This window comes from Chryseobacterium contaminans, from assembly GCF_001684955.1.
In the GTDB taxonomy this organism is placed as follows: Bacteria; Bacteroidota; Bacteroidia; order Flavobacteriales; family Weeksellaceae; genus Chryseobacterium; species Chryseobacterium contaminans.
Map to the genome: position 1 here is coordinate 1 of NZ_MAYF01000013.1, position 20,516 is coordinate 20,516.

Annotated in this window: 18 protein-coding genes; 13 read left to right on the plus strand and 5 right to left on the minus strand. The window is 36.4% G+C overall.

The window, feature by feature from the left end; all coding sequences use genetic code 11:
• Positions 1–54 precede the first annotated feature (54 nt).
• Positions 55–222 (plus strand): hypothetical protein, encoded by a 168-nt coding sequence (locus BBH99_RS22200; RefSeq protein WP_165601861.1) that lies wholly within the window; start codon positions 55–57, stop codon positions 220–222.
• 388 nt (positions 223–610) lie between these two features.
• Entirely contained in the window at positions 611–3,145 is a 2,535-nt protein-coding gene (locus tag BBH99_RS01575) for a DUF5686 family protein (RefSeq protein ID WP_228390717.1), read from the plus strand.
• Positions 3,146–3,392: 247 nt separating this feature from the next.
• Here the strand turns inward: BBH99_RS01575 and BBH99_RS21985 are convergent, their stop codons facing one another.
• The 3 genes from BBH99_RS21985 to rplU all read right to left on the minus strand — a co-directional run bounded on the left by BBH99_RS21985 (position 3,393) and on the right by rplU (position 4,596).
• Positions 3,393–3,557, minus strand: a complete 165-nt coding sequence (locus BBH99_RS21985; RefSeq protein WP_123872950.1) for a bacteriocin-like protein — start codon at positions 3,555–3,557, stop codon at positions 3,393–3,395.
• 193 nt (positions 3,558–3,750) lie between these two features.
• Positions 3,751–4,008: a 50S ribosomal protein L27 gene (gene rpmA / locus BBH99_RS01580; protein ID WP_027372929.1), complete on the minus strand. Its 258-nt coding sequence runs from the start codon at positions 4,006–4,008 to the stop codon at positions 3,751–3,753.
• A 12-nt stretch (positions 4,009–4,020) separates the two neighbouring features.
• Positions 4,021–4,596 (minus strand): 50S ribosomal protein L21, encoded by a 576-nt coding sequence (rplU, locus tag BBH99_RS21800; RefSeq protein WP_073299989.1) that lies wholly within the window; start codon positions 4,594–4,596, stop codon positions 4,021–4,023.
• A gap of 182 nt (positions 4,597–4,778) precedes the next feature.
• On the opposite strand from rplU, the gene BBH99_RS01590 reads away from it, so the two are divergent.
• From BBH99_RS01590 to BBH99_RS01625, 8 genes are all read left to right on the plus strand, one after another.
• Positions 4,779–5,666, plus strand: coding sequence for a neutral zinc metallopeptidase (locus BBH99_RS01590; RefSeq protein ID WP_066691064.1), 888 nt, complete (start codon positions 4,779–4,781; stop codon positions 5,664–5,666).
• Between the two features lie 118 nt (positions 5,667–5,784).
• On the plus strand, positions 5,785–6,879 hold the full coding sequence (locus BBH99_RS01595; protein ID WP_066691067.1) for an acyltransferase family protein: 1,095 nt from the start codon (positions 5,785–5,787) through the stop codon (positions 6,877–6,879).
• A 118-nt stretch (positions 6,880–6,997) separates the two neighbouring features.
• Positions 6,998–7,576 carry a tRNA-(ms[2]io[6]A)-hydroxylase gene (gene miaE, locus BBH99_RS01600; protein WP_066691070.1) on the plus strand — a complete coding sequence of 193 codons (579 nt, stop codon included), beginning with the start codon at positions 6,998–7,000 and terminating at the stop codon, positions 7,574–7,576.
• Positions 7,577–7,600: 24 nt separating this feature from the next.
• Positions 7,601–8,218, plus strand: coding sequence for a DUF502 domain-containing protein (locus BBH99_RS01605; protein WP_065400817.1), 618 nt, complete (start codon positions 7,601–7,603; stop codon positions 8,216–8,218).
• A gap of 92 nt (positions 8,219–8,310) precedes the next feature.
• Positions 8,311–9,687: a tryptophanase gene (locus BBH99_RS01610; RefSeq protein WP_066691222.1), complete on the plus strand. Its 1,377-nt coding sequence runs from the start codon at positions 8,311–8,313 to the stop codon at positions 9,685–9,687.
• A gap of 165 nt (positions 9,688–9,852) precedes the next feature.
• Positions 9,853–11,013 carry an FAD-dependent monooxygenase gene (locus BBH99_RS01615; RefSeq protein WP_228390718.1) on the plus strand — a complete coding sequence of 387 codons (1,161 nt, stop codon included), beginning with the start codon at positions 9,853–9,855 and terminating at the stop codon, positions 11,011–11,013.
• Positions 11,014–11,016: 3 nt separating this feature from the next.
• Positions 11,017–12,174: a pyridoxal phosphate-dependent aminotransferase gene (locus BBH99_RS01620; protein ID WP_066691072.1), complete on the plus strand. Its 1,158-nt coding sequence runs from the start codon at positions 11,017–11,019 to the stop codon at positions 12,172–12,174.
• Between the two features lie 160 nt (positions 12,175–12,334).
• Positions 12,335–14,785, plus strand: coding sequence for a TonB-dependent receptor plug domain-containing protein (locus BBH99_RS01625; RefSeq protein WP_066691074.1), 2,451 nt, complete (start codon positions 12,335–12,337; stop codon positions 14,783–14,785).
• A 162-nt stretch (positions 14,786–14,947) separates the two neighbouring features.
• Here BBH99_RS01625 and BBH99_RS01630 read toward each other — a convergent pair whose 3' ends face one another.
• Entirely contained in the window at positions 14,948–16,165 is a 1,218-nt protein-coding gene (locus tag BBH99_RS01630) for a PQQ-dependent sugar dehydrogenase (RefSeq protein ID WP_066691076.1), read from the minus strand.
• A gap of 105 nt (positions 16,166–16,270) precedes the next feature.
• Between BBH99_RS01630 and BBH99_RS01635 the strand changes: the two genes are divergently transcribed.
• The 3 genes from BBH99_RS01635 (at position 16,271) to uvrB (ending at position 20,212) form a co-directional block, all read left to right on the plus strand.
• Positions 16,271–16,642, plus strand: a complete 372-nt coding sequence (locus BBH99_RS01635; protein ID WP_066691078.1) for a BlaI/MecI/CopY family transcriptional regulator — start codon at positions 16,271–16,273, stop codon at positions 16,640–16,642.
• Between the two features lie 83 nt (positions 16,643–16,725).
• Positions 16,726–18,042 (plus strand): M56 family metallopeptidase, encoded by a 1,317-nt coding sequence (locus tag BBH99_RS01640; protein WP_066691083.1) that lies wholly within the window; start codon positions 16,726–16,728, stop codon positions 18,040–18,042.
• Positions 18,043–18,220: 178 nt separating this feature from the next.
• Complete coding sequence (gene uvrB / locus BBH99_RS01645) at positions 18,221–20,212, plus strand: excinuclease ABC subunit UvrB (protein WP_066691085.1); 1,992 nt, start codon at positions 18,221–18,223, stop codon at positions 20,210–20,212.
• Between the two features lie 75 nt (positions 20,213–20,287).
• Here uvrB and BBH99_RS01650 read toward each other — a convergent pair whose 3' ends face one another.
• Positions 20,288–20,515: a DUF3820 family protein gene (locus BBH99_RS01650; protein ID WP_066691226.1), complete on the minus strand. Its 228-nt coding sequence runs from the start codon at positions 20,513–20,515 to the stop codon at positions 20,288–20,290.
• Position 20,516 lies beyond the last annotated feature (1 nt).

Here is a 20,516-nt window from a genome sequence, read left to right on the forward strand (position 1 = left end):
TTCACCCCATCAAAAATTCTTTGAATTTTCGACACCCCTCCAAAGGATGGAAAAATGAAGGCTACTCTTTATAGAGAAGTTAATATCATTATTGATACCACTCTATTACCTATTACCTATTACCTATTACCTATCATTCACCCTCCTTCTCTAGCCCCGATAGGAACGGTTACCCCGCAACAGGGAGTTGGAGTGCCGGAGGGTTTGAGCGTAGGAGTGTAAGGCGTGAGGAGTATGAGTGGATAGCGGGAAATAGCTCCTAATAGATTTGAAAGTTGAATTATCCGTAATAAGAACATTTAAAATTCATTTAGATTTGAAGAAATTTATTTTTTAGCTAGGGTTATTAAAGACTTTATATCTTAGTATATGTTAAAAAAGAGGAATGGAGTAAATATAAGTCCTAATTGAAATAACTTTTCAAAGTATCATTAATTAATTGATCCTTATCTATTAAAGCAATAAATAGCATATTTATTTTTTCTTAAATGGTAGTACTATTTTTGTTAAATTTGCCGTTTTACATAGAAACGTAAGAATATTTTATTTTTTTATATATTTTTTAAAAAAGTGCATACTTTTTGTTTGTGCTAATTGCCTGAAGAAACGAATGATGTTAAACAAGAACTCCAAAAAACACTATTTTTTATTTTTTTTCCTGACCATTACCAGCTTTGCATATGCTCAAAACAGGGCCAGTGGAAAGATTGTTGATGCCAAAAATAACAAAGAAGTGAGCAAGGTTGATATTTTTATCAATGACAATTCAGCTCCTTCTCTTACTACAACTTCGGGAAGCTTCACCGTTCAGTCAGATAGCATTATCCAAAGATTAAGATTTGTTAGAAAAAACTATACTACAGAAATTCTTGATATTACTCCTGAGAATGCAGAAAATATTTTTGTTCAGCTATCCCAAGCGAAGGTAAGCAATATCCAGGAAGTGGTTATCCAGGCAGGAAAACCTAAATACAAAAGCAAGAAGGAAAACCCGGCTTATGCGATTATGCAAAAAGTTTGGGCTCAAAAGAGAAATAACGGTCTGGAAAAATTTGATACTTATACCTATAAGGAATATGAAAAAACCCAGTTTGACCTTAACAATATAGACAGTGCCTTTATGAAGAAAAAAATCTTCAATAAGCTTGACTTTATTTTTGATTATGCGGATTCTACTGCCAGCGGCAGGCTTGGTCTTCCTATTTTTCTGAATGAAGCTGTTTATGAAAATTATGGTAAAAACAGACCGGATAAAGACAGCAAAAGAACTTTAGTCGCTCAAAAAACATCAGGATTTCAAGATAATCAGGTAATTACGGTCTCCGCAAAGAACCTTTACCGGGATATTAATATTTATGATAATACATTAAATTATTTTGATATCGGATTTCAAAGTCCGGCAGGAACAGATGGGTTCGGAACTTATGATTATAACCTTGTAGACACCATTTCTATTCGTGGAGAGAAGGCTTTTCAAATAAGATATCAGCCAAAGCGTAAGGATGTACTGGCATTTCAGGGAAACCTTTATATAGATACGGATACTTATGCTGTTTTGGGAGCGACTTTAAGATCAACACAAAAAATCAATGTTAACTTCGTCAACAGTGTTTATACCCAACTGGAATATGATAATCCGGATGAAACAACCTTCCTTCCAAAGAAATTGGTTACGGAAGTTGAAATGAGTCCTTTTTCTAAGAAAAAAGGCTCCAAAAGCATTATTGCCAGAAAATCTGTTGATTATTCTAATTATGAGTTCAATATTCCACTTGACCCCAAAGTTTTCAAACGAAAGGAGGAGGAATATGAGGATAAATTTACAGATAAAGATGAAGCTTACTGGACAAAAGCAAGACCAGATACATTGTCTAAATCCGAACAGGGTGTTTATAAAATGTTGGATCAGTTACAACAAACGCCAAAGTTCAACCGCATGGTAAAATTATTTGAAACTCTTGGCTCACGTTATTATAACGCTTTTAAAGGAGTAGATTTCGGCCCTATCTTCTCTGTATATGGTAGAAATGAAGTGGAAGGAGACAGAATCAGACTAGGAGCAAGATCCTATTTTGGACTGAATGATCCATGGAGAGTTCAATTCTATACTGCTTATGGCTTTAAAGATCGTCAGGTAAAATACGGTGCGGAAGCACGATATATGTTCAACAGGCTTAACCGATTTATGATTGGTGCCGGGACCAGCAGGGATATTGTTCAACTTGGAGGACAGCTTACTTCCGGAGACGGAGTAGCATCACGTTCTTTATCTTCAAGTACTTTTTTTGCAAGAGGAGAGAATATTTCTTTAAGTTCTGTAAACCAAACGAGCGTTTTTGCAGCCATTGAACCATGGAAAAACATACAGATAAGAGTTGATGGAGTGATGCAAAGTATTAAATCTGCGATTCCAGAAAAATTTAACCTTATGTATTATCAGCCTGATGGGCAATTAAGAAAAACGGTAAATGATTCTCACGTTACCATTAGTTTAATTGCAAAGCCAGGCGCAAGATTTTCTCAAACCGGAATTGACAGATACCAGGCAAAAAACTTAGCTCCTACAATAGTATTAAGATACACCAGAGGTATTGAGGGATTATTCAATGCTGATTTCAACTACGACAAGCTTCAGTTTATGTTCTACAAGCCGTTTTTAATTGGAACATTAGGTAAAACCATTGTCAACTTTGAAGCAGGAAAGAACTTCAATACAGTTCCTTTGGCTTTACAGAATATTATTCCCGCTAATCTTTCTTATGGTTTAGCCCCGAATACATTCTCACAGCTTAATTATTATGAATTTGTGGCTGACGCTTATACAACTCTTCACCTGGAACATCACTTTAATGGTAAAATATTGTCTTATATTCCTTTAATCAAGAAATTAAAATTCAGAGAAGTTGCTTTTATAAGAGCGGCATACGGAACTTTAAGTGATGCATCCAAAGCTATTAATGTGGAAGGATTTAAATATTCAGCACCAAGCGAGCATATTTACTATGAATATGGATTTGGAATTGAAAACATTGGTATCGGAAACCTAAGACTATTCAGAGTAGACTTCAACTGGAGAGGAAATTATCTTGACAGGCCTGATATTTCAAAATTCGGTGTTAAAGCCGGCATCCAGGTAGGATTTTAAAGTAAAATGATTATAATAAACAGTTCGGGCGGCTTCAAAGAAGCCGCCCGAACTTATTTCTATTACCTAAGAGCAATTACAAGACTCCTCTAAAGTATTCAGACAATATTGCTTCTGCCAGGAGCTCAACCCACACCATTGTGCACAGGTGGTTATTATAAAATCCGGACATATATAGTCATTTCCTGCAGCGATTGATTTCAACTGCTTCTTTGTAATTCTTTTATAATTCTTCATCATCTATTGGCTAGCAATTACAAGGCATTTCATCAATAACAGCATTCAGGCAATGGGCTTTTTGCCAGGCTGTCCAGCCACACCATTCACTGCACCATGAAGCAGGAATCGGACATCTTTCTCCTCCGGCAATTGTTTTCAACTGTCTTTTCGTTAGTTTTTTCAGATTTTTCATATTATTTAGTTTTAATGTGTTGCCTACTCTTTATGCTTTTCGGCTTCCGCAACTGATTTGTTATTTGATATATAACAAATATATAAATATTTCACCTACCATAGAATATTTATAATAAATTTAACTTTTTGATATAAAAACAAAAAAAGCCTCAGCAAGATGCCGAGGCTTTAATTTTTATAAAACGCCTGAATTATGCGTTTGGCTCTACAGATACGAAAGATCTGTTGTTTGCTTTCTTTCTGAAAACTACTTTACCGTCTACTAATGCAAACAAAGTGTGGTCTTTACCGATACCAACGTTATCACCTGGGTGGTGTTGAGTACCTCTTTGTCTAACAATAATATTTCCTGCAATAGCAGCTTGTCCTCCGAAAATCTTCACACCTAATCTTTTAGAGTGAGACTCTCTACCGTTCTTGGAACTACCGACTCCTTTCTTGTGTGCCATTTTATTACTGGATTATTTGTTAAGTGCTTTAAATTGATCAATATTCTTAATGATAGCAGCATCTACTTCTTCATGAGTAAGAATATTCTTTTCTAATTCAACTTTAACTGCTTTACCTAAAGTAATTAAAGTTTCTCTGTTCTCTTTAGACTGAGACAAGTTGTTTTTCTTTAAGTGATAGTTCAACTCGTGATCTTCGCTAAAGTTAACAGTTGCGTTGTCAGAAAGAACCTCAGACTTTACAGTTTCTTTTTTAGCAGCTTTTTTAGCTCCTGCTTCAAATCCTGTAATACCAGTGATTACGATTTGAGTTAAAGATTGTCTGTGACCATTTTTCACTTTGTAACCTTTTCTTCTTTTCTTTTTGAAAACGATTACTTTATCAGCTTTAACATGGTCTAGGATCTCTGCCTCCACAGTGATACCGCTTACAGCTGGGGCGCCTACAGTGATTGCTCCGTTTACAGTAAGAAGAACTTTATCGAAAGAAACTTTCCCTCCTTTATCTCCTTTTAAACGGTTCACAAACAACTTCTGGTCTTGCTCAACTTTGTATTGAAGCCCTGCTATTTCTACAATTGCAAACATTGTTTATAAATTTTTAGTTATTTCGAGGTGCAAATATACAAATAAAATTCTAAACACCTTACAATCAAAGCAATGTTTTTTTGTTAAAAATATATTCACTATGTTTTGAATAATTTTTAACACTAAAGTGCTCATACATAAAAGATAATTTCTTACCTTCGTTTCACCAACTAAATAATTATATGAAAAGAAACTTTAATCTCTGCTTAATAGCAGGCGCCATTGCTGCAACATTCCTGACAGCATGTAGTGATGACAAAATGGAAGAGACTGTTCTTCCTCAAAAGGAAAGCCTTAGTGCAAAAATTGAACAACCAGGAACTGTTGAAAAAAACTGTTCTTACGTAGACAACAACTGGAGCTCATCTTCTGTTTTATTGACAGGACTTCAGAATTCCACAGACACCAATTTTATGAATGCTCAAATGACTAAAATTGCAAGTTTATGGGGAAGAAGCAATCCTACTTTGAGATTTGTGAACGATCCTTCCAATTTCAATTCAACCTACAATGCCATTTCCTACTCTACAGGAAAGATCTATTACGGATACGCCATCTATTATGATGCGAAAGCAAAAGGTGGTGATATTGTAAATGCAATGATCCTTGCTCATGAGTACGGGCATCAGTTACAATATATCTTTGGACTTCCTTCAGTAAGTGAAAACACAGCAAGACCCAACGAGCTTGAAGCAGATGGTTTTGCAGGATATTACTTAAGAAGGCCAAACGGTTACAATAAAACCAGTTTCCCGGAAATTGCTGCAGCTTATGAATTTGCACAAAGCATTGGAGACTATCAGACTAACAGTCCAGGACACCACGGAACTCCGGCACAGAGAAGATCTGCGGTTCGTTTAGGTTTCCTTTTAGGGCAATATGATCTTAATGCCTCCAACTTCGATTACAACTTCTTCTATTATTATCAGGGAGTTCTTAACGGAACTTACAAAATGGCTAAAAACACTGTAAACCCAGAAATTGATACTTACATGAGCCAATATATAGATGAATTGAGAAAAATTCAGTCCGGAGAAATTTCAGCCGAAGAATTTAAACATCTTCAATAAAGAAACATTCATTTTTAGCATATTTAAGAAAGGAGGCAGACAATTGGGTTCTGCCTCTTTTTATTTGTTTTGAAAAATAACAGAAGTTTATTTACTTTTGACCCTATATCCAATACTCATGAACAGAGACCTCTATATTGATTTCGCCAAAGGACTGGCTACTCTATCTATTATCTTCATCCATACAGCTTTCTGGTCGGGTCAGTTTTATATTCCAGCTGAAGTAAGGGTCTTTTCCCTTGTCTTTGATGTTGCACTATTTTATGCATTGAGTGGAATAACTTCGGGAGCTAATATTGAGAAAACATTATACAGACTGCTTAAACTTCAGATCACCTACATGATCTTTGTAACCTTTCTGTTCTTTCTGGATTATTTCTTTAAGGTTTTTGGACTTTCATTCTTTTCTTTGGAATGGCTACAAAGCTTTTATTCAACATTTGGTTCAAAATATTCAACCACAAGCATCTCATCAATACCTCAATGGCAAAACCTTGGTAACTGGTATCTTCATCAATATACCAATGCTGATACATTTCCTGTTGTCATGGGAAGCTTCTGGTATTTAAAAGTATATTATATTCTTACTGTTCTTGGTGTACTCATCTTAAGGTTTTTCCCAAAACATATCAATTGGTTCATTGGACTTTGTATTGGCTTAACCCTATTAATCAACATTTTCCCTGAATATTACCCAACCGGACAAGTTGGTTATGTTGCTTTTTATATGGCAGTCTTCTTAATTGGAAACAGAATGCGCGGAAAAAAAATCGCAACCAAACTAATCCCTGTCTTATATGCGCTTGTAGGAGTGGCTTTAACATGGATGTTCTGGTACTATGGAAATGAAATTTTCTACAAAATCAATAAGAATAAATTTCCACCACAAATTCCTTACATTATTTGGGCACAGTTCTCATTGGTTACTTTATTTGTTCTTTACAACAGATTAAAAGTGACCAAAGATAATATCATAACATACATTGGTAAAAATGCTATTTTCTTCTATTTTGCACAGGGGCTAAGCTCATCGTTGGTTTATTTTCTGGTAGTTCCTCTGAAGGGAAATATACCATGGTGGCTTTTAATGATCATTATTTATGTTATTAATATCATTTTAGCATTCATTATTTCTGCGTGGTTGAAAAAAGTAGATGCATTGGGATGGAATATCCTTGAGTTTTTAAGAAAAAAAACAGCTATTAAAAATTGATTGTTTCATAAATTCGTATAGCCTACCGATTATATAAAACTTAACAGAAAGTAAATTCTATCCATCCAGAAGCATTGAATATGTCTAATTTGTATTAAATTTACAAAAATTTTAAAACATGTTTAAGTTGAAACTTCCTACCGATCCAAGGTGGGCAAACATTGCGGAAGGAAACATCGAAGAAATTTTAACGGATCATGCATGGTGTGAACAAAAAGCAGCTACCAATGCAATAGGTCTTATCACAATGCTTCCTGAACATCCTGAAATCGTTACAGAACTTCTTGCCATTGCCCAGGAAGAACTGGATCATTTTAATCAGGTCCACGAGATCATCAAAAAGAGAGGCTATAAATTTGGAAGAGCAAGAAAAGATGATTACGTGAATGAACTGGCAAAATTTATCATTCAGGGAAGCAGGGAAGACCTTATTGTAGACAAAATGCTTTTTGCTGCTATGATTGAGGCCAGAAGCTGCGAAAGATTCAAAGTTCTTACTGAAAATATCAAAGATGAAGAACTTAAAGTCTTCTACAGGGAACTTATGATCTCAGAAGCCAACCATTATACAACCTTTATTGGTTTCGCAAGACAGCTTGGTAATCCTGAAAAGGTTAACGAAAGATGGGATGCATGGTTGGAATATGAAGCCAGCATCATTAAATCCTACGGAAATAAAGAAACTATCCACGGGTAAAAATAAAACAGTAAAGAATAAACATTGAAGAAACCAAGCTTTGAAAGTATTGCCAATCTATTCCTGAAAAACTTTTTTCAGGGGCTGGTTATTATTGGACCAATAGGACTCACAATTTTTGTGATCTGGTATATTGTAAGCGCTATAGACAATCTTATTCCTTCGCTTGCAAAACAGGTTCCAGGGCTTGTTTTCGTTTCAATCATATTACTTACTGCTATTTTAGGGTATCTGGGAAACAAATTTGTGGTAGGAAGATTCTTTTTCGACACCATGGATAGTTTACTGGAAAAAACACCGGGAGTAAAGCATATTTATACTCCTACCAAGGACGTGATGTCCTCTTTTGTGGGTGATAAGAAAAAATTCAACGATCCTGTATGGGTAAAAACCAACGAAAATCCGGAGATCTGGAGAATCGGTTTTTTAACCCAAAAAGAAATGTCGGACGTTGACAAACATAATTACGTTGCGGTATATTTACCCCATTCCTATGCCATTTCGGGCTGGGTAATTGTTACTGAAGAAAAAAACATCAAACCTGTAGTGGGGATGACTGCTGCTTCTGCCATGAAGTTTGCAGTAAGCGGCGGTGTTGCCGGATTCCATTCTGATGAAAATATATTTAAAGCACCGGAATAACACCTATTCTGCTTTAGATGTACATTGATGAATTTGAAAATTATTTTCAAACAGATTTTTCTTTTACATACAATTTAAAAACATACCAACCCATGAATTTACCGTACGCGGAGCCTTTCCGCATTAAAATGGTGGAAGAAATCCGCCAATCCACAAGAGCTGAAAGAGAACAATGGCTTAAAGAAGCTAATTATAATCTCTTTAACTTAAAATCTTCACAAGTTTTTATTGATCTTTTAACAGATTCCGGAACTGGAGCCATGTCCGACAGGCAATGGGGAGCATTGATGACCGGAGACGAAAGTTACGCAGGTTCCCGTTCTTTTGAACAACTTCAAAATAGTGTTGAAAGAATTACAGGGTTCAAATATTTATTACCTACTCACCAGGGAAGAGCCGCAGAAAATGTACTTTTCTCAGTATTGGTGAAAGAAGGGGATATTGTTCCCGGAAATTCACATTTTGACACAACAAAGGGACACATTGAATTCAGAAAAGCCCATGCTATTGACTGTACTATAGATGAAGCTTTTGATATTAACAATCCTCATCCTTTCAAGGGAAATATCAATCTTGATAAATTAGAAGAGGTTTATAAAAGCTATCCTAAAGAAAATATTCCTTTCTGCCTCATTACCATTACATGTAATTCTTCAGGAGGACAGCCTGTTTCTCTAGAAAACATGAAAGCTGTAAAAGCGCTTTCTGACCAATATGGAATTCCTGTATTCTTTGATTCTGCAAGGTTTGCTGAGAACGCTTATTTCATTAAGAAAAGAGAACAAGGCCAGGAAAACAGAACCATCAAAGAGATCTGTAAAGAAATTTTCTCTTACGGTGACGGAATGACCATGAGTTCTAAAAAAGATGGTTTAGTAAATATTGGTGGTTTTATCGCCTTAAATAATGAAGACGTTTTCAGAAGAGCTTCTAACTTTACGATCATTTATGAAGGATTCATTACTTATGGTGGAATGGCCGGAAGAGATATGGCAGCACTGGCAGTAGGCCTTGATGAAGCTACAGAATTTGCCTATCTGGAAAGCAGAATTTCTCAGGTAGAATATCTTGGAAACAAGTTAATTGAATATGGAATTCCGGTACAGAAGCCAATTGGCGGGCATGCGGTTTTCATTGATTCCCTAAACTTCCTTCCTAATGTTTCCCGTGAAGAATATCCGGCACAGACTTTAGGTCTTGAAATCTATAAGGAAGCAGGAATCAGAACTGTAGAGATCGGAACTTTACTGGCCGACAGAGATCCGAAGACAAGACAAAACCGTTATCCGAAACTGGAACTGGTACGTCTTGCTATCCCTAGAAGAACCTATACCAACAATCATATGGATTATATTGCTGCAGCAATTAAAAATGTATATGAAAGACGTGATGAAATCGCGAAAGGATATAAAATCACCTGGGAACCTGAAATATTAAGACATTTTACTGTTCAGCTTGAAAAAGCTTAAGGATAAAAGCAAAACCGGAATTCATTTCCGGTTTTTTTATACCACTTATTAATAAGACCAATTATCTTTCTCAAAATCTTATCTTTATCCTAAGATGTTTCTTATACTTTCATCTTATTTTTCAATAATCAGGAATCAATTTAATTTATTTTTTAAAAATAATGAATGATTTTAATTTACTTTTGTATCCATAAAAACGGACCGAAAAAGTATTTAAACACCAACCTGAAAAAAACCATTATTCCGAACATGAACAAAATTGCTGTCGTGGGCGCTGGTATTTCCGGCTTAAGCATGGCGAACTATCTCGAAAGACACAAAATTGATTATCACATTTACGAAAGAAGAAAAAAAGAGGACCTTGCCGGCCACGGCTTTCTTATTCCACAGGAAGGCATAGAGTATCTTACCCAAATTATAGATCCTGCTCTTCTTTTCGAACACGGAAGTTTTCTCAAAAAGTATATCCAGTATTCCCACACAGGAAAAAAACTTGCAGAAAAGAACCTCAACAATGTATTTGCCATTTCCAGACAGGCACTTATCTATCTTTTATCTGAAAATATTTCTTCTGAAAAAATATCATACAATACAACATTAGCTCCATCCGATAAAGAAAAAGGGAAGCTGAAACTTCCTGACGGAAACACTATAGAAGCTGATATCATTATTGTTTCGGATGGCTCTAAAAGCCGCATAAGGAAATGCCTATTCAAAGATGAAAAAATGAGGCAGGTACAGGAAAATGAAGTAGTCAATATCATTAAAGACGAAGCCATCGCTGCTTCTGTTGAAAATGATTTCATGAAATTTCATCACGATCAGGGTGGGCTTACTTTTGGAATCCTTAAACTTTCTCATGATACCATTCTTTGGTACTCACAGTTTGACAATAAGAAATACAAGATCAACGAGTGCACTCCAAACAATCTGAAGAAATATATGCTTGAAGTTTTTGTGGACTGGCATCCTCTAGTCTCATCAATTATCCAAAAATCGAGTTATGAAAATGTACATTTATGGTGTGTTTATGAACTGGAAGAACTAAATCCTTTTTATAAAGATGATATTGTATTCATAGGTGATGCAGCACATCCCCTCATTCCTTTTACAAGCCAGGGAGTAACCTCAGCACTGAAAGATTCTTATATACTGACGAAATATTTAGTTGAAGAACCTTCCGTCGCAGAAGCTTTCCGTAAATATGAAGCAGAAAGAAAGCCTGAAATAGAAACCCACGTCAAGAATGGAAGAATATTATTGAACCACTTTCTTCTCCCTATAGACCAACAAACAGACAATATTTTACCCATATCATATAAATAAGAAATGTTTACCAATAACAATATCAATTTTGAAGCTTTAAAAAGAAAAGCCTACAATGGCAGATGGGCAACTGTGGAAGATGGAATAATCCCTTTAACAGCTGCCGATCCGGATTTTAGAATGGCTCCTGAAATAGAACAGGGAATTATTGACTATATAAAAGACGGTTATCTGAGTTATGGTCCGTTCTCTGGAATCCCTGAATTTAAGAAAAGTGTTGCAGATCATTTTAATCAGGAAAAACATGGCACTTTTTCTCCTGAAAATGTACTGGCTGTTAACAGTGCTGCCCAGGGAATGTTCCTCATTGCTAAATATGTTTTAAATCCCGGTGATGAAGCTATCATTCTGGATCCTGTAGACTTTTTATTCAAGAAATCTATAGAAACGGCTGGTGGAACCGTTAAACTGTGCCCTATAAATACTCAAACCGGGGAAATTGATTTTGAAAAGCTGGTTTCTTTAATTAATTCCAAGACAAAACTCATCAGTATATGTAATCCACACAATCCGCTTGGGAAAGTATATTCCAAAGAAGTTTTGAAAAAGGTTTCTGAAATTGCCGCGGCTCATGATTTATGGACCATGAGTGATGAAATCTGGAGTGATATTATTTATAATGACAAAGATTTTCATACCTATTCATCGGTATCCGAAGAAGCGAAAAGAAAAAGCTTCACCGTCTACGGATTTTCAAAGTCATTTGGGATTGCAGGATTGAGGATTGGTGCTGTTCTATGTAACGATCAGGAAATCCTGGAAGATTTTACTGAGAAATCCAATTTCAATTCTACCATAGAAGGTGTTTCAACGTTATCACAAATTGCCGGAAGTGTTGCATTGGAAAAGGCTAAGCCTTGGTATAAAGAGTTTTTAAGCCATCTGCAACAGAACAGGAATCTGGCTTTCCAAATTCTGAACGGATCAGGACTTGTAACTCCTAATCTTCCTGAAGCCACTTTTGTATTATTTCCAAAGATTGAAAACGGCATGTCTAGCGATCAGTTTGCTCAGCATGTTCTGCTACATGGTAAAGTAGCTATTGTTCCGGGATCAGAAAGATGGTTTGGAAAAGGAGCCGAAGGTCATATCAGAATATGTTTTTCCACGTCACAGGAAATTCTTGAAGAAGGCCTTAACAGAATCATTACCAGCTTTTAATATTAAAATTTTTCGCCAATTAATGTATTTTGATTATTATTTTACTTCTATTTAACACAAACACTATTAAATTAAGACATTCATAACAAATAATTAATTTAAGTGTTGATTTAAAAATAAATATTGATAATTTTGAGTACCATCACTCAAAATTATCAATATGAAGATAAAATACATAAGCATCATTTTTCTTACAGCATCTTCTCTATCTTACGCTCAACAGGCAAAAGATACGCTGACAAAAGAATCCAAAATAGACGAAGTAGCTATTACCGGAAGCCGGAACAAGAAAAGAACAGTCATTAACACTCCCGTTCCTATTGATGTTATAGATATTAAACAGGTAAGCCAGTCTACGGGGCAGGTGGAAGTAAATCAGCTTTTACAGTTTTCCGCACCTTCTTTTAATTCCAATAAGCAATCAGGATCTGATGGTGCTGACGCAGTAGATCCGGCTACATTAAGAGGGCTTGGTCCGGATCAGACTCTTTTACTTCTTAATGGAAAAAGATATCATCAGTCTTCCCTGATTAATCTTTTCGGAACCAAAGGAAGAGGAAATACGGGCTATGATATGAATACCATTCCTATCGGAGCAATCAAGCGTGTAGAAGTACTTCGTGACGGAGCTTCGGCCCAATACGGCTCTGATGCTATTGCCGGTGTTATTAACGTTATCCTTAATGACAGGGATAAAGGCTTTGAAGGAAACGCCTTCTATGGAATGAATCTTTTTAAAAGTCCGGGAAATAATGACGTAGTCTCCGATCATAAGGTAGATGGAATTACTTTTGATTTCAGTGGAAATCTGGGAACAAAAATTGGAAATAAGGGCGGTTTCGGTAATTTCACAGCAGAATTCGTCAACAAGGATTACGCTATCAGAAATGCTAACCCAGATATTTACAATGATCCCAATCCGGCCCCAAGACAACGTTTTGGAGATGCAAAGGCTCAAAATGTCTATTTCTTTGGAAATATTGAACTTCCATTAACCGATGGTTTGAAATTCTATTCACGCCAGGGCTTTTCGCATAGAAATACCAAAGCCTATGCCTGGACACGAACGCCCGAAGCTAATGGTAACATCCCTGAGATTTATCCAATGGGATTTGATCCTATTGAGGATACCAGCATCAGTGATTTCACCTTTGATAATGGCCTAAAATTCAAATTGGCCAATTGGGACATTGACTTTTATAATGCTTTTGGAAATAACAGATTTACTTACGACATTACCAACACTGTTAATGCCACTTTAGGTCCTAAATCTCCAACTCAATTTTATGCGGGAGGGCATTCATTATTACAAAATACAACAGGTTTTAATGCAGTAAGACAATTTAAGGTACTTGAAGGTTTAAATATTGCTTTCGGATCAGAGTTCAGATATGAAAAATTCAATATTATTAAAGGGGAAGAAGCCTCCTATACGATGTATGACATCAACGGCCATCCTGTAACCCCTAATACTCCGGATAATTTATTGGTTACTAATCCTCTTGCTGATCCGGATGATAATATAAGACCGGGAGGTTCACAGGGATTCCCTGGCTATTCTACAGATATCGGTAAAAGCAGAAATAATTTTGCAGCATACGTAGATACTGAGCTGGATATTACCAAAAACTGGATGATAAGTATAGCCGGAAGATTTGAGAACTACAATGATTTCGGAAGCACTTTAAACGGTAAGTTTGCTACGCGATATGCTTTTACCCCACAATTTGCCTTCCGTGGATCTGTCTCTACAGGGTTCAGAGCTCCTTCCCTTGCCCAGAAATATTATAGCCAGCAGTTCACCAATTTCCAGGGTGGTAAATTGGTTACCATTCAACTGGCTTCTAATGACAGCGATCTCGCCAGCAGATTAGGTATTGAACAACTGAAACAGGAAACATCTGTAAACGGGAGTGCCGGGTTTACTTTTAATACAGGTAAATTCACCGCAACAATTGACGGATACTATATCAGTGTAAAAAACAGGATCGTTCTGACAGGGAATTTCTCAAGAAGCGATTTACCTACTGATGTTCAGGTTGATTATCCTTATATTGACCAGGCACAATTCTTTTCTAATGCCATAGATACAAGAACTAAAGGAGTTGATGTTATCCTGAGTTATAGCGACAATCTAGGATCGGGAAAATTAACAGCTACATTAGCCGGAAACTATAATGACATGGAAATTACCAAAGTCAATACCTCTCCCCAATTACAAGGTATGGAAGATGTCTATTTAAGTCCCAGGGAAAGAGCTTTTATTCTGGCTTCTGCACCCAAAACAAAGGTTAATCTCAACCTCAACTATAAGATCAAAAAATTCAATGCGAATCTTCAGTTAGTGAGGTTTGATAAGGTTACCCTAGTTGGATATGATGATGCTGAGCAGGTATATAATCCTAAAGTGACCACTGATATTTCTTTTGGATATGAGATTTCAAATAACCTCAACTTTACGCTGGGAAGCAAAAATATATTCAACAGATACCCAACTCTGCAAAAAACACAGGTAACTGACGGAAACACTGAATCCGGTGGGATTTTTGATCCGGTACAGATGGGATTTGCAGGAAGACAGGTTTTTGCCAGACTGAATTTTAAGTTTTAATAATGCTGGAATCTGGAAGAGAGAGGCTGGAAGTTCCTAGTTGCCCTATATTCATTTAAAGTTTCTTTAATCATCAATGAGAACTTGTTTATGATAACTGCAATAACTTCCCTCTTCCTGCTTCCTTACAAAACGCCTGCTGAAGATTTTCAGCAGGCGTTTTTATTTCTTTGAAATTTTATATAATTTTCCGCTATCTGTTACGGCATAAAGATTTCCATCCATACCGTCCAATACATCCCTGAATCGTTCATTCTGATCTACCAGAAGACGCTCCTCTCCTACCACTTTCTTATCTTTCATTACAATTCTGTTGATATGCTCACCACTCAGGCATCCAATGAAAAGGTTTCCTTTCCACTCCTCTATAGTTCCGGTGTAGAAAGTGACTCCGCTTGGAGAAATTACAGGGTCCCAATAATACACAGGTTGCTCCGTGCCTTCTTTCTGGGTAATACCGTCTCCTACTTTGGCTCCGGAATATTCAATTCCATAGGTTACATCTCCCCAGCCATAGTTTTTCCCGGGCTGGATAAGGTTGATTTCATCACCTCCTCTTGGACCCATTTCCACATCCCAAAGATTTCCGTTGGGATCAATTGCCAACCCCTGAGGATTACGAACCCCATAAGCATAAATTTCCGGTTTATACCCCTGTTTTCCTATAAATGGATTACCGGGAGCAGGTAGCCCTTCTTTGGTAATTTTGATGATTTTACCTAAATAATTATCTGTTTTCTGAGCATAAACACGGGTTACCTTATCAGACCTTTCACCAGTACTCACAAATAAATTCCCGTCTTTATCAAAAACCAGCCTGCTTCCGTAATGTTTGTCTCCGTCATATGACGGCTCCGCACGGAAAATTACTTTCACTTCTGAAACAGAGGTAAGATCATCTGATAATTTTCCTTTAGCTACAGAGGTAAGATTTCCCTTCCCAAAAGGTTCTGAAAAGCTGAAATAAATAATGGAATTGGTTTTAAAATCCGGATCCAAAGCTACATCCAGCATCCCACCCTGCCCTCTGGCATCTACCTTCGGAAAACCTTCAATTTTAGTAATCTGTTTTCCATCCTGTGATACAACATTCATATATCCTCTTTTATCTGTAATGAGAAATCTTCCATCCGGTAGATTAATAATTCCCCAGGGTTTCCCAAGATCTTTATTCAAAACCTCAACATTGTAGGCCGTATTTGTTTTTACTGCCTTAATTCTTGTTTGTCCCTTAAACGCCGGCTGATAATCAGAATTAGGCTTTTCAGTTTCTACACTGCCATCATTTCCGACCTGCTGTGCATTCGCATTACTCTTTTTACATGAAGATAAAATGAGAAAAAGACTCAATGCCGGAATATAAAATTGATTGATTTTCATAATATTATGATTAAGTGTTAAAAAATGAATGGAAAAATAATGCCATAATATTTGTATAATTAAATTTTTATTCTACATTTGTAGAACAAATTACAACATTGTAGAATGAAAGAGATTAAACTTACTGATTCTGAAAAAGTTCTAATGGATATTCTTTGGGAGAAAAAGAATATTTTCATGAAGGATATTCTGGAAGCTTATCCGGAGCCTAAACCAGCACCCACTACAATAGCAACCTTATTAAAAAGAATGCAGAATAAGGAACTTGTAGGTTATAAATTATATGGAAATTCCCGTGAATACTATCCTATGGTAGAGAAAGGGGACTATTTCAAGGAAGAAATGACTTCTATGATTGATCGTTTTTTTAACAGTTCTGTGGCACAGTTTGCTTCATTTTTCACCTCCAATGCTAAACTCAGCCAAAAGCAGTTGAAAGAACTCCGTGATATTATTGACGATCAGATAAAAGAGTAGCCATGTTACCTATTATTCTAAAAATAGTTCTGTGTTCATCGCTTTTCATTGCAGTCTATTATTTGTTTTTGGAAAAAGAGAAGATGTATAGATTCAATCGGATCTATCTTCTAAGCTCGTTGATCCTTTCCTATGTAATTCCATTCATTACATTTACTATACAGGCACCAAAAACAACCCGTCCGCAACTGATTATTGAAGAGGTAACACAATATGTTTCCGTAGTACAAACAAAACAGGAAAATTTTAATTGGATCAATCTGATATGGGCAATCTATATAACTGTCACTCTTTTTATATTGGTTAAGAACCTCTTGGCTATTATAACTATTACAAGAATACAGGGAGAAAAACGTATCTATCAAAATTATAATATCATAATCACCAAAAAAAATCTCTCTCCGTTTAGCTTTTGGAATACCATCTATATGGGAAAAGGGTATGTGAAAAATGGTACTATTGATCCAAGAATCTTTCTTCACGAGAAAAGCCATCTTGACCAGATGCATAGTATAGACCTTATCCTTATACATCTTGTAAAAATCTTTACATGGTTTAATCCTGTTCTTTTCATGTATAAAAATGCAATCATTTCCAATCATGAATTTTTAGCAGATGAAGCTGTGTTGAAAGGCCAATTTAACCTTAAGGAATATCAAAGTCTTATTCTGGATGAACTTATGGGCAGTCAAAATATGACTTTTACTCATTCTCTTAATTTTAACAACACCAAAAAACGATTTATCATGATGAAAGCTCAAAAAACCAAATTCAGCTTATTTCGAAAAATTGTAGGTATCACGACTCTTGTAGCAGCTACAGCACTACTTTCAGAAAGAACCTATGCTAATATCTCTGTTCAACCTGAGCACCATAAAAGTTTATCTCCCCATATATCGAATAAAGCTATCCCTAAGGAAACTCCAAAAGTTGTACAGTATTTTATAAAAAATATACCAGAAGATATTCTTCAGGAAAAAGAAACTGTTACTCCTACAGCATTAAATAAAGAAGCTGTAAAATCTGTTACTGACACCATTTCTCCGAAAAAAAGCCAAGAAGGTAAAAACACAAACACTCCTGAAGACGAGAACCTGGTCAGCGCAGAATACCCAAATGGAATGAAGAGTTTGAGAATAAAGATAAGCCAGACTATGGATTTAAGCAATATTGATGTTTTTAAAGGACTGATAAAATCTATGGCTTACATCCATATAGACGAAACAGGAAAAGCAACTAATATAACAACTTCTGGTGACAATGACATTTTCAACAAGGAATTCCTCAGAACAATGACTGCCATCAGCAATGAAACAAGCTGGAAACCCGCAACAAAGAATGGACAACCCATTGCATCCGTGTTAAAGATTCCGGCAACCATGAACTTCACACAACCATGAGAACGAAGCGCTTTTAAAGCGCTTTTTCATTTCTAATTCTGATCGTTTTCTCTTAAAAGCAAGAAATGAAAAGCATATAGAACAACCACTCATTATTTTGACAATCAAAATATTCCTCACCAAAACTTTAGCACGCCTAACTATTTCTTTCGTATTTTTGTTCTATACATTCTTTCTTATGGATTTTAAGCTTCAATCAGAATATAAACCCACCGGGGATCAACCCCAAGCCATCGAAAAACTAACTGCAGGAATAGAAATTGGTGAAAAATACCAGACTCTTCTTGGGGTAACCGGATCCGGAAAAACCTTCACAGTTGCCAATGTTGTTCAAAATGTTCAGCGTCCAACTTTGGTTCTGGCTCATAATAAAACCCTTGCGGCACAGCTTTTCATGGAATTCAAGGAATTTTTCCCGGAAAATGCCGTGGAGTACTTTGTGAGTTACTATGACTACTATCAGCCGGAAGCCTACATTGCTACTACCGGAACTTATATTGAAAAAGACCTCAGCATCAATGAAGAAGTTGAAAAATTGCGTCTTTCCGCAACAGCAAGCCTTCTGTCAGGAAGAAGAGATGTCCTGATTGTAGCTTCCGTATCATGCATCTATGGTATAGGAAACCCCACAGAGTTTCACAAATCATTAATTTCTATTGCTATTGGTGAAAAAGTAACGAGAACCGCATTACTACATTCTTTAGTAAATGCTTTGTATGCAAGAACATTAAATGAGTTTCAGAGAGGAACATTCCGTGTAAAAGGAGATGTTATTGATGTTTTCCCTGCCTATGCTGATAATGCAATCAGAATCCAGTTTTTTGGAGATGAAATTGAAAAAATTCAAAGTTTTGATCCTGTAACCGGAAATGTAGAATCTAATTTTGATCAAATTCAGATCTATCCTGCGAACCTTTTTGTTACCTCAAAAGAAACACTGAACGGGGCCATCAAAGAGATTCAGGATGATATGCTGAAACAGGTTGATTTCTTTAGTTCTATTGGAAAACCACTGGAAGCAAAACGACTTCAGGAAAGAACTGAACTTGATCTTGAAATGATAAAGGAACTGGGCTACTGCTCGGGAATCGAGAACTATTCCAGATATCTTGATGGTAGACTTCCGGGTACAAGACCTTTCTGCCTGATTGACTATTTCCCTAAAGATTTTTTAATGGTAATAGATGAAAGCCACGTAACCGTTCCCCAGGTTCATGCCATGTATGGCGGCGACCGAAGCAGAAAGGAATCCTTGGTGGAATATGGCTTCAGACTTCCTGCCGCTATGGATAACAGGCCTTTGAAGTTTGAAGAATTTGAAGCCATGCAGAATCAGGTGATTTATGTTTCTGCTACTCCGGCAGATTATGAGCTTGAAAAAACGGGTGGAGCCTATATTGAACAGATTATCCGTCCAACAGGACTTCTTGATCCTATTATTGAGGTAAGGCCATGTTTAAATCAGATTGATGATTTAATGGAAGAAATCCAAAAAAGAGCAGATGCCGACGAAAGGGTTCTGGTGACTACTCTAACCAAGAAAATGGCAGAAGAACTCACGAAATATTTTACAAAATTTGGGATCAGAACAAGATATATCCACTCTGATGTAGAGACGTTGGAACGTATTCAGATTATGCAGGATCTCCGTTTAGGCCTTTTTGATGTTTTGATTGGAGTAAACTTACTTAGAGAAGGGCTAGACTTGCCGGAAGTTTCATTAGTGGCTATTTTAGATGCTGACAAGGAAGGAATGTTGAGAAGCAGAAGATCCATGATACAAACGGTAGGACGTGCCGCTAGGAATATCAACGGAAAAGCCATTATGTATGCCGATAAGATCACAAAATCTATGCAGGCCACATTGGACGAGACCGAATACCGCCGTGCGAAACAGATGAAATACAATGAAGACAACGGACTGGTGCCAAAAGCACTGAATAAAAAGATCTCTGAAAACCTTGTAGGAAGAAGCAAAGATTTCCCTGATGAAAAATATACTCAGAAAGAAATTCTTCAAAAGGTTGCTGAGGTAAAAGCAACCTATGCCAGCGAAGATGTGGAGAAAATAATCGAACAGAAACAGAAAGAAATGGAAGCGGCAGCTAAAAGTCTTGATTTTATTAAGGCGGCAAAACTAAGAGATGAGATTGCAGCGCTGAAGAATTAAAAGATTGAATAAAAAGTGTCGGCGGCTTCTTCGAAGCCGCCGACACTTTATCTAAAACAAAAAATGTTTTCTTTTTTACAGTCCATTTCTAACTGAAGCTCTGATAGGTATTAACAGCTCCATCAATCCATTCAACTTAATCTCATAGATTGTTGCTAACTGCATTCCCAGTTTTCCTTTAGGCATTCCACTTCTATGAAACCATTCAAGGTAACTTATAGGAAGATCTGCTAAAACCGTTCCTTCATATTTACCAAATGGCATTTTAGCAATACAGATCTCTTTTAATATTTCCGGATTTATT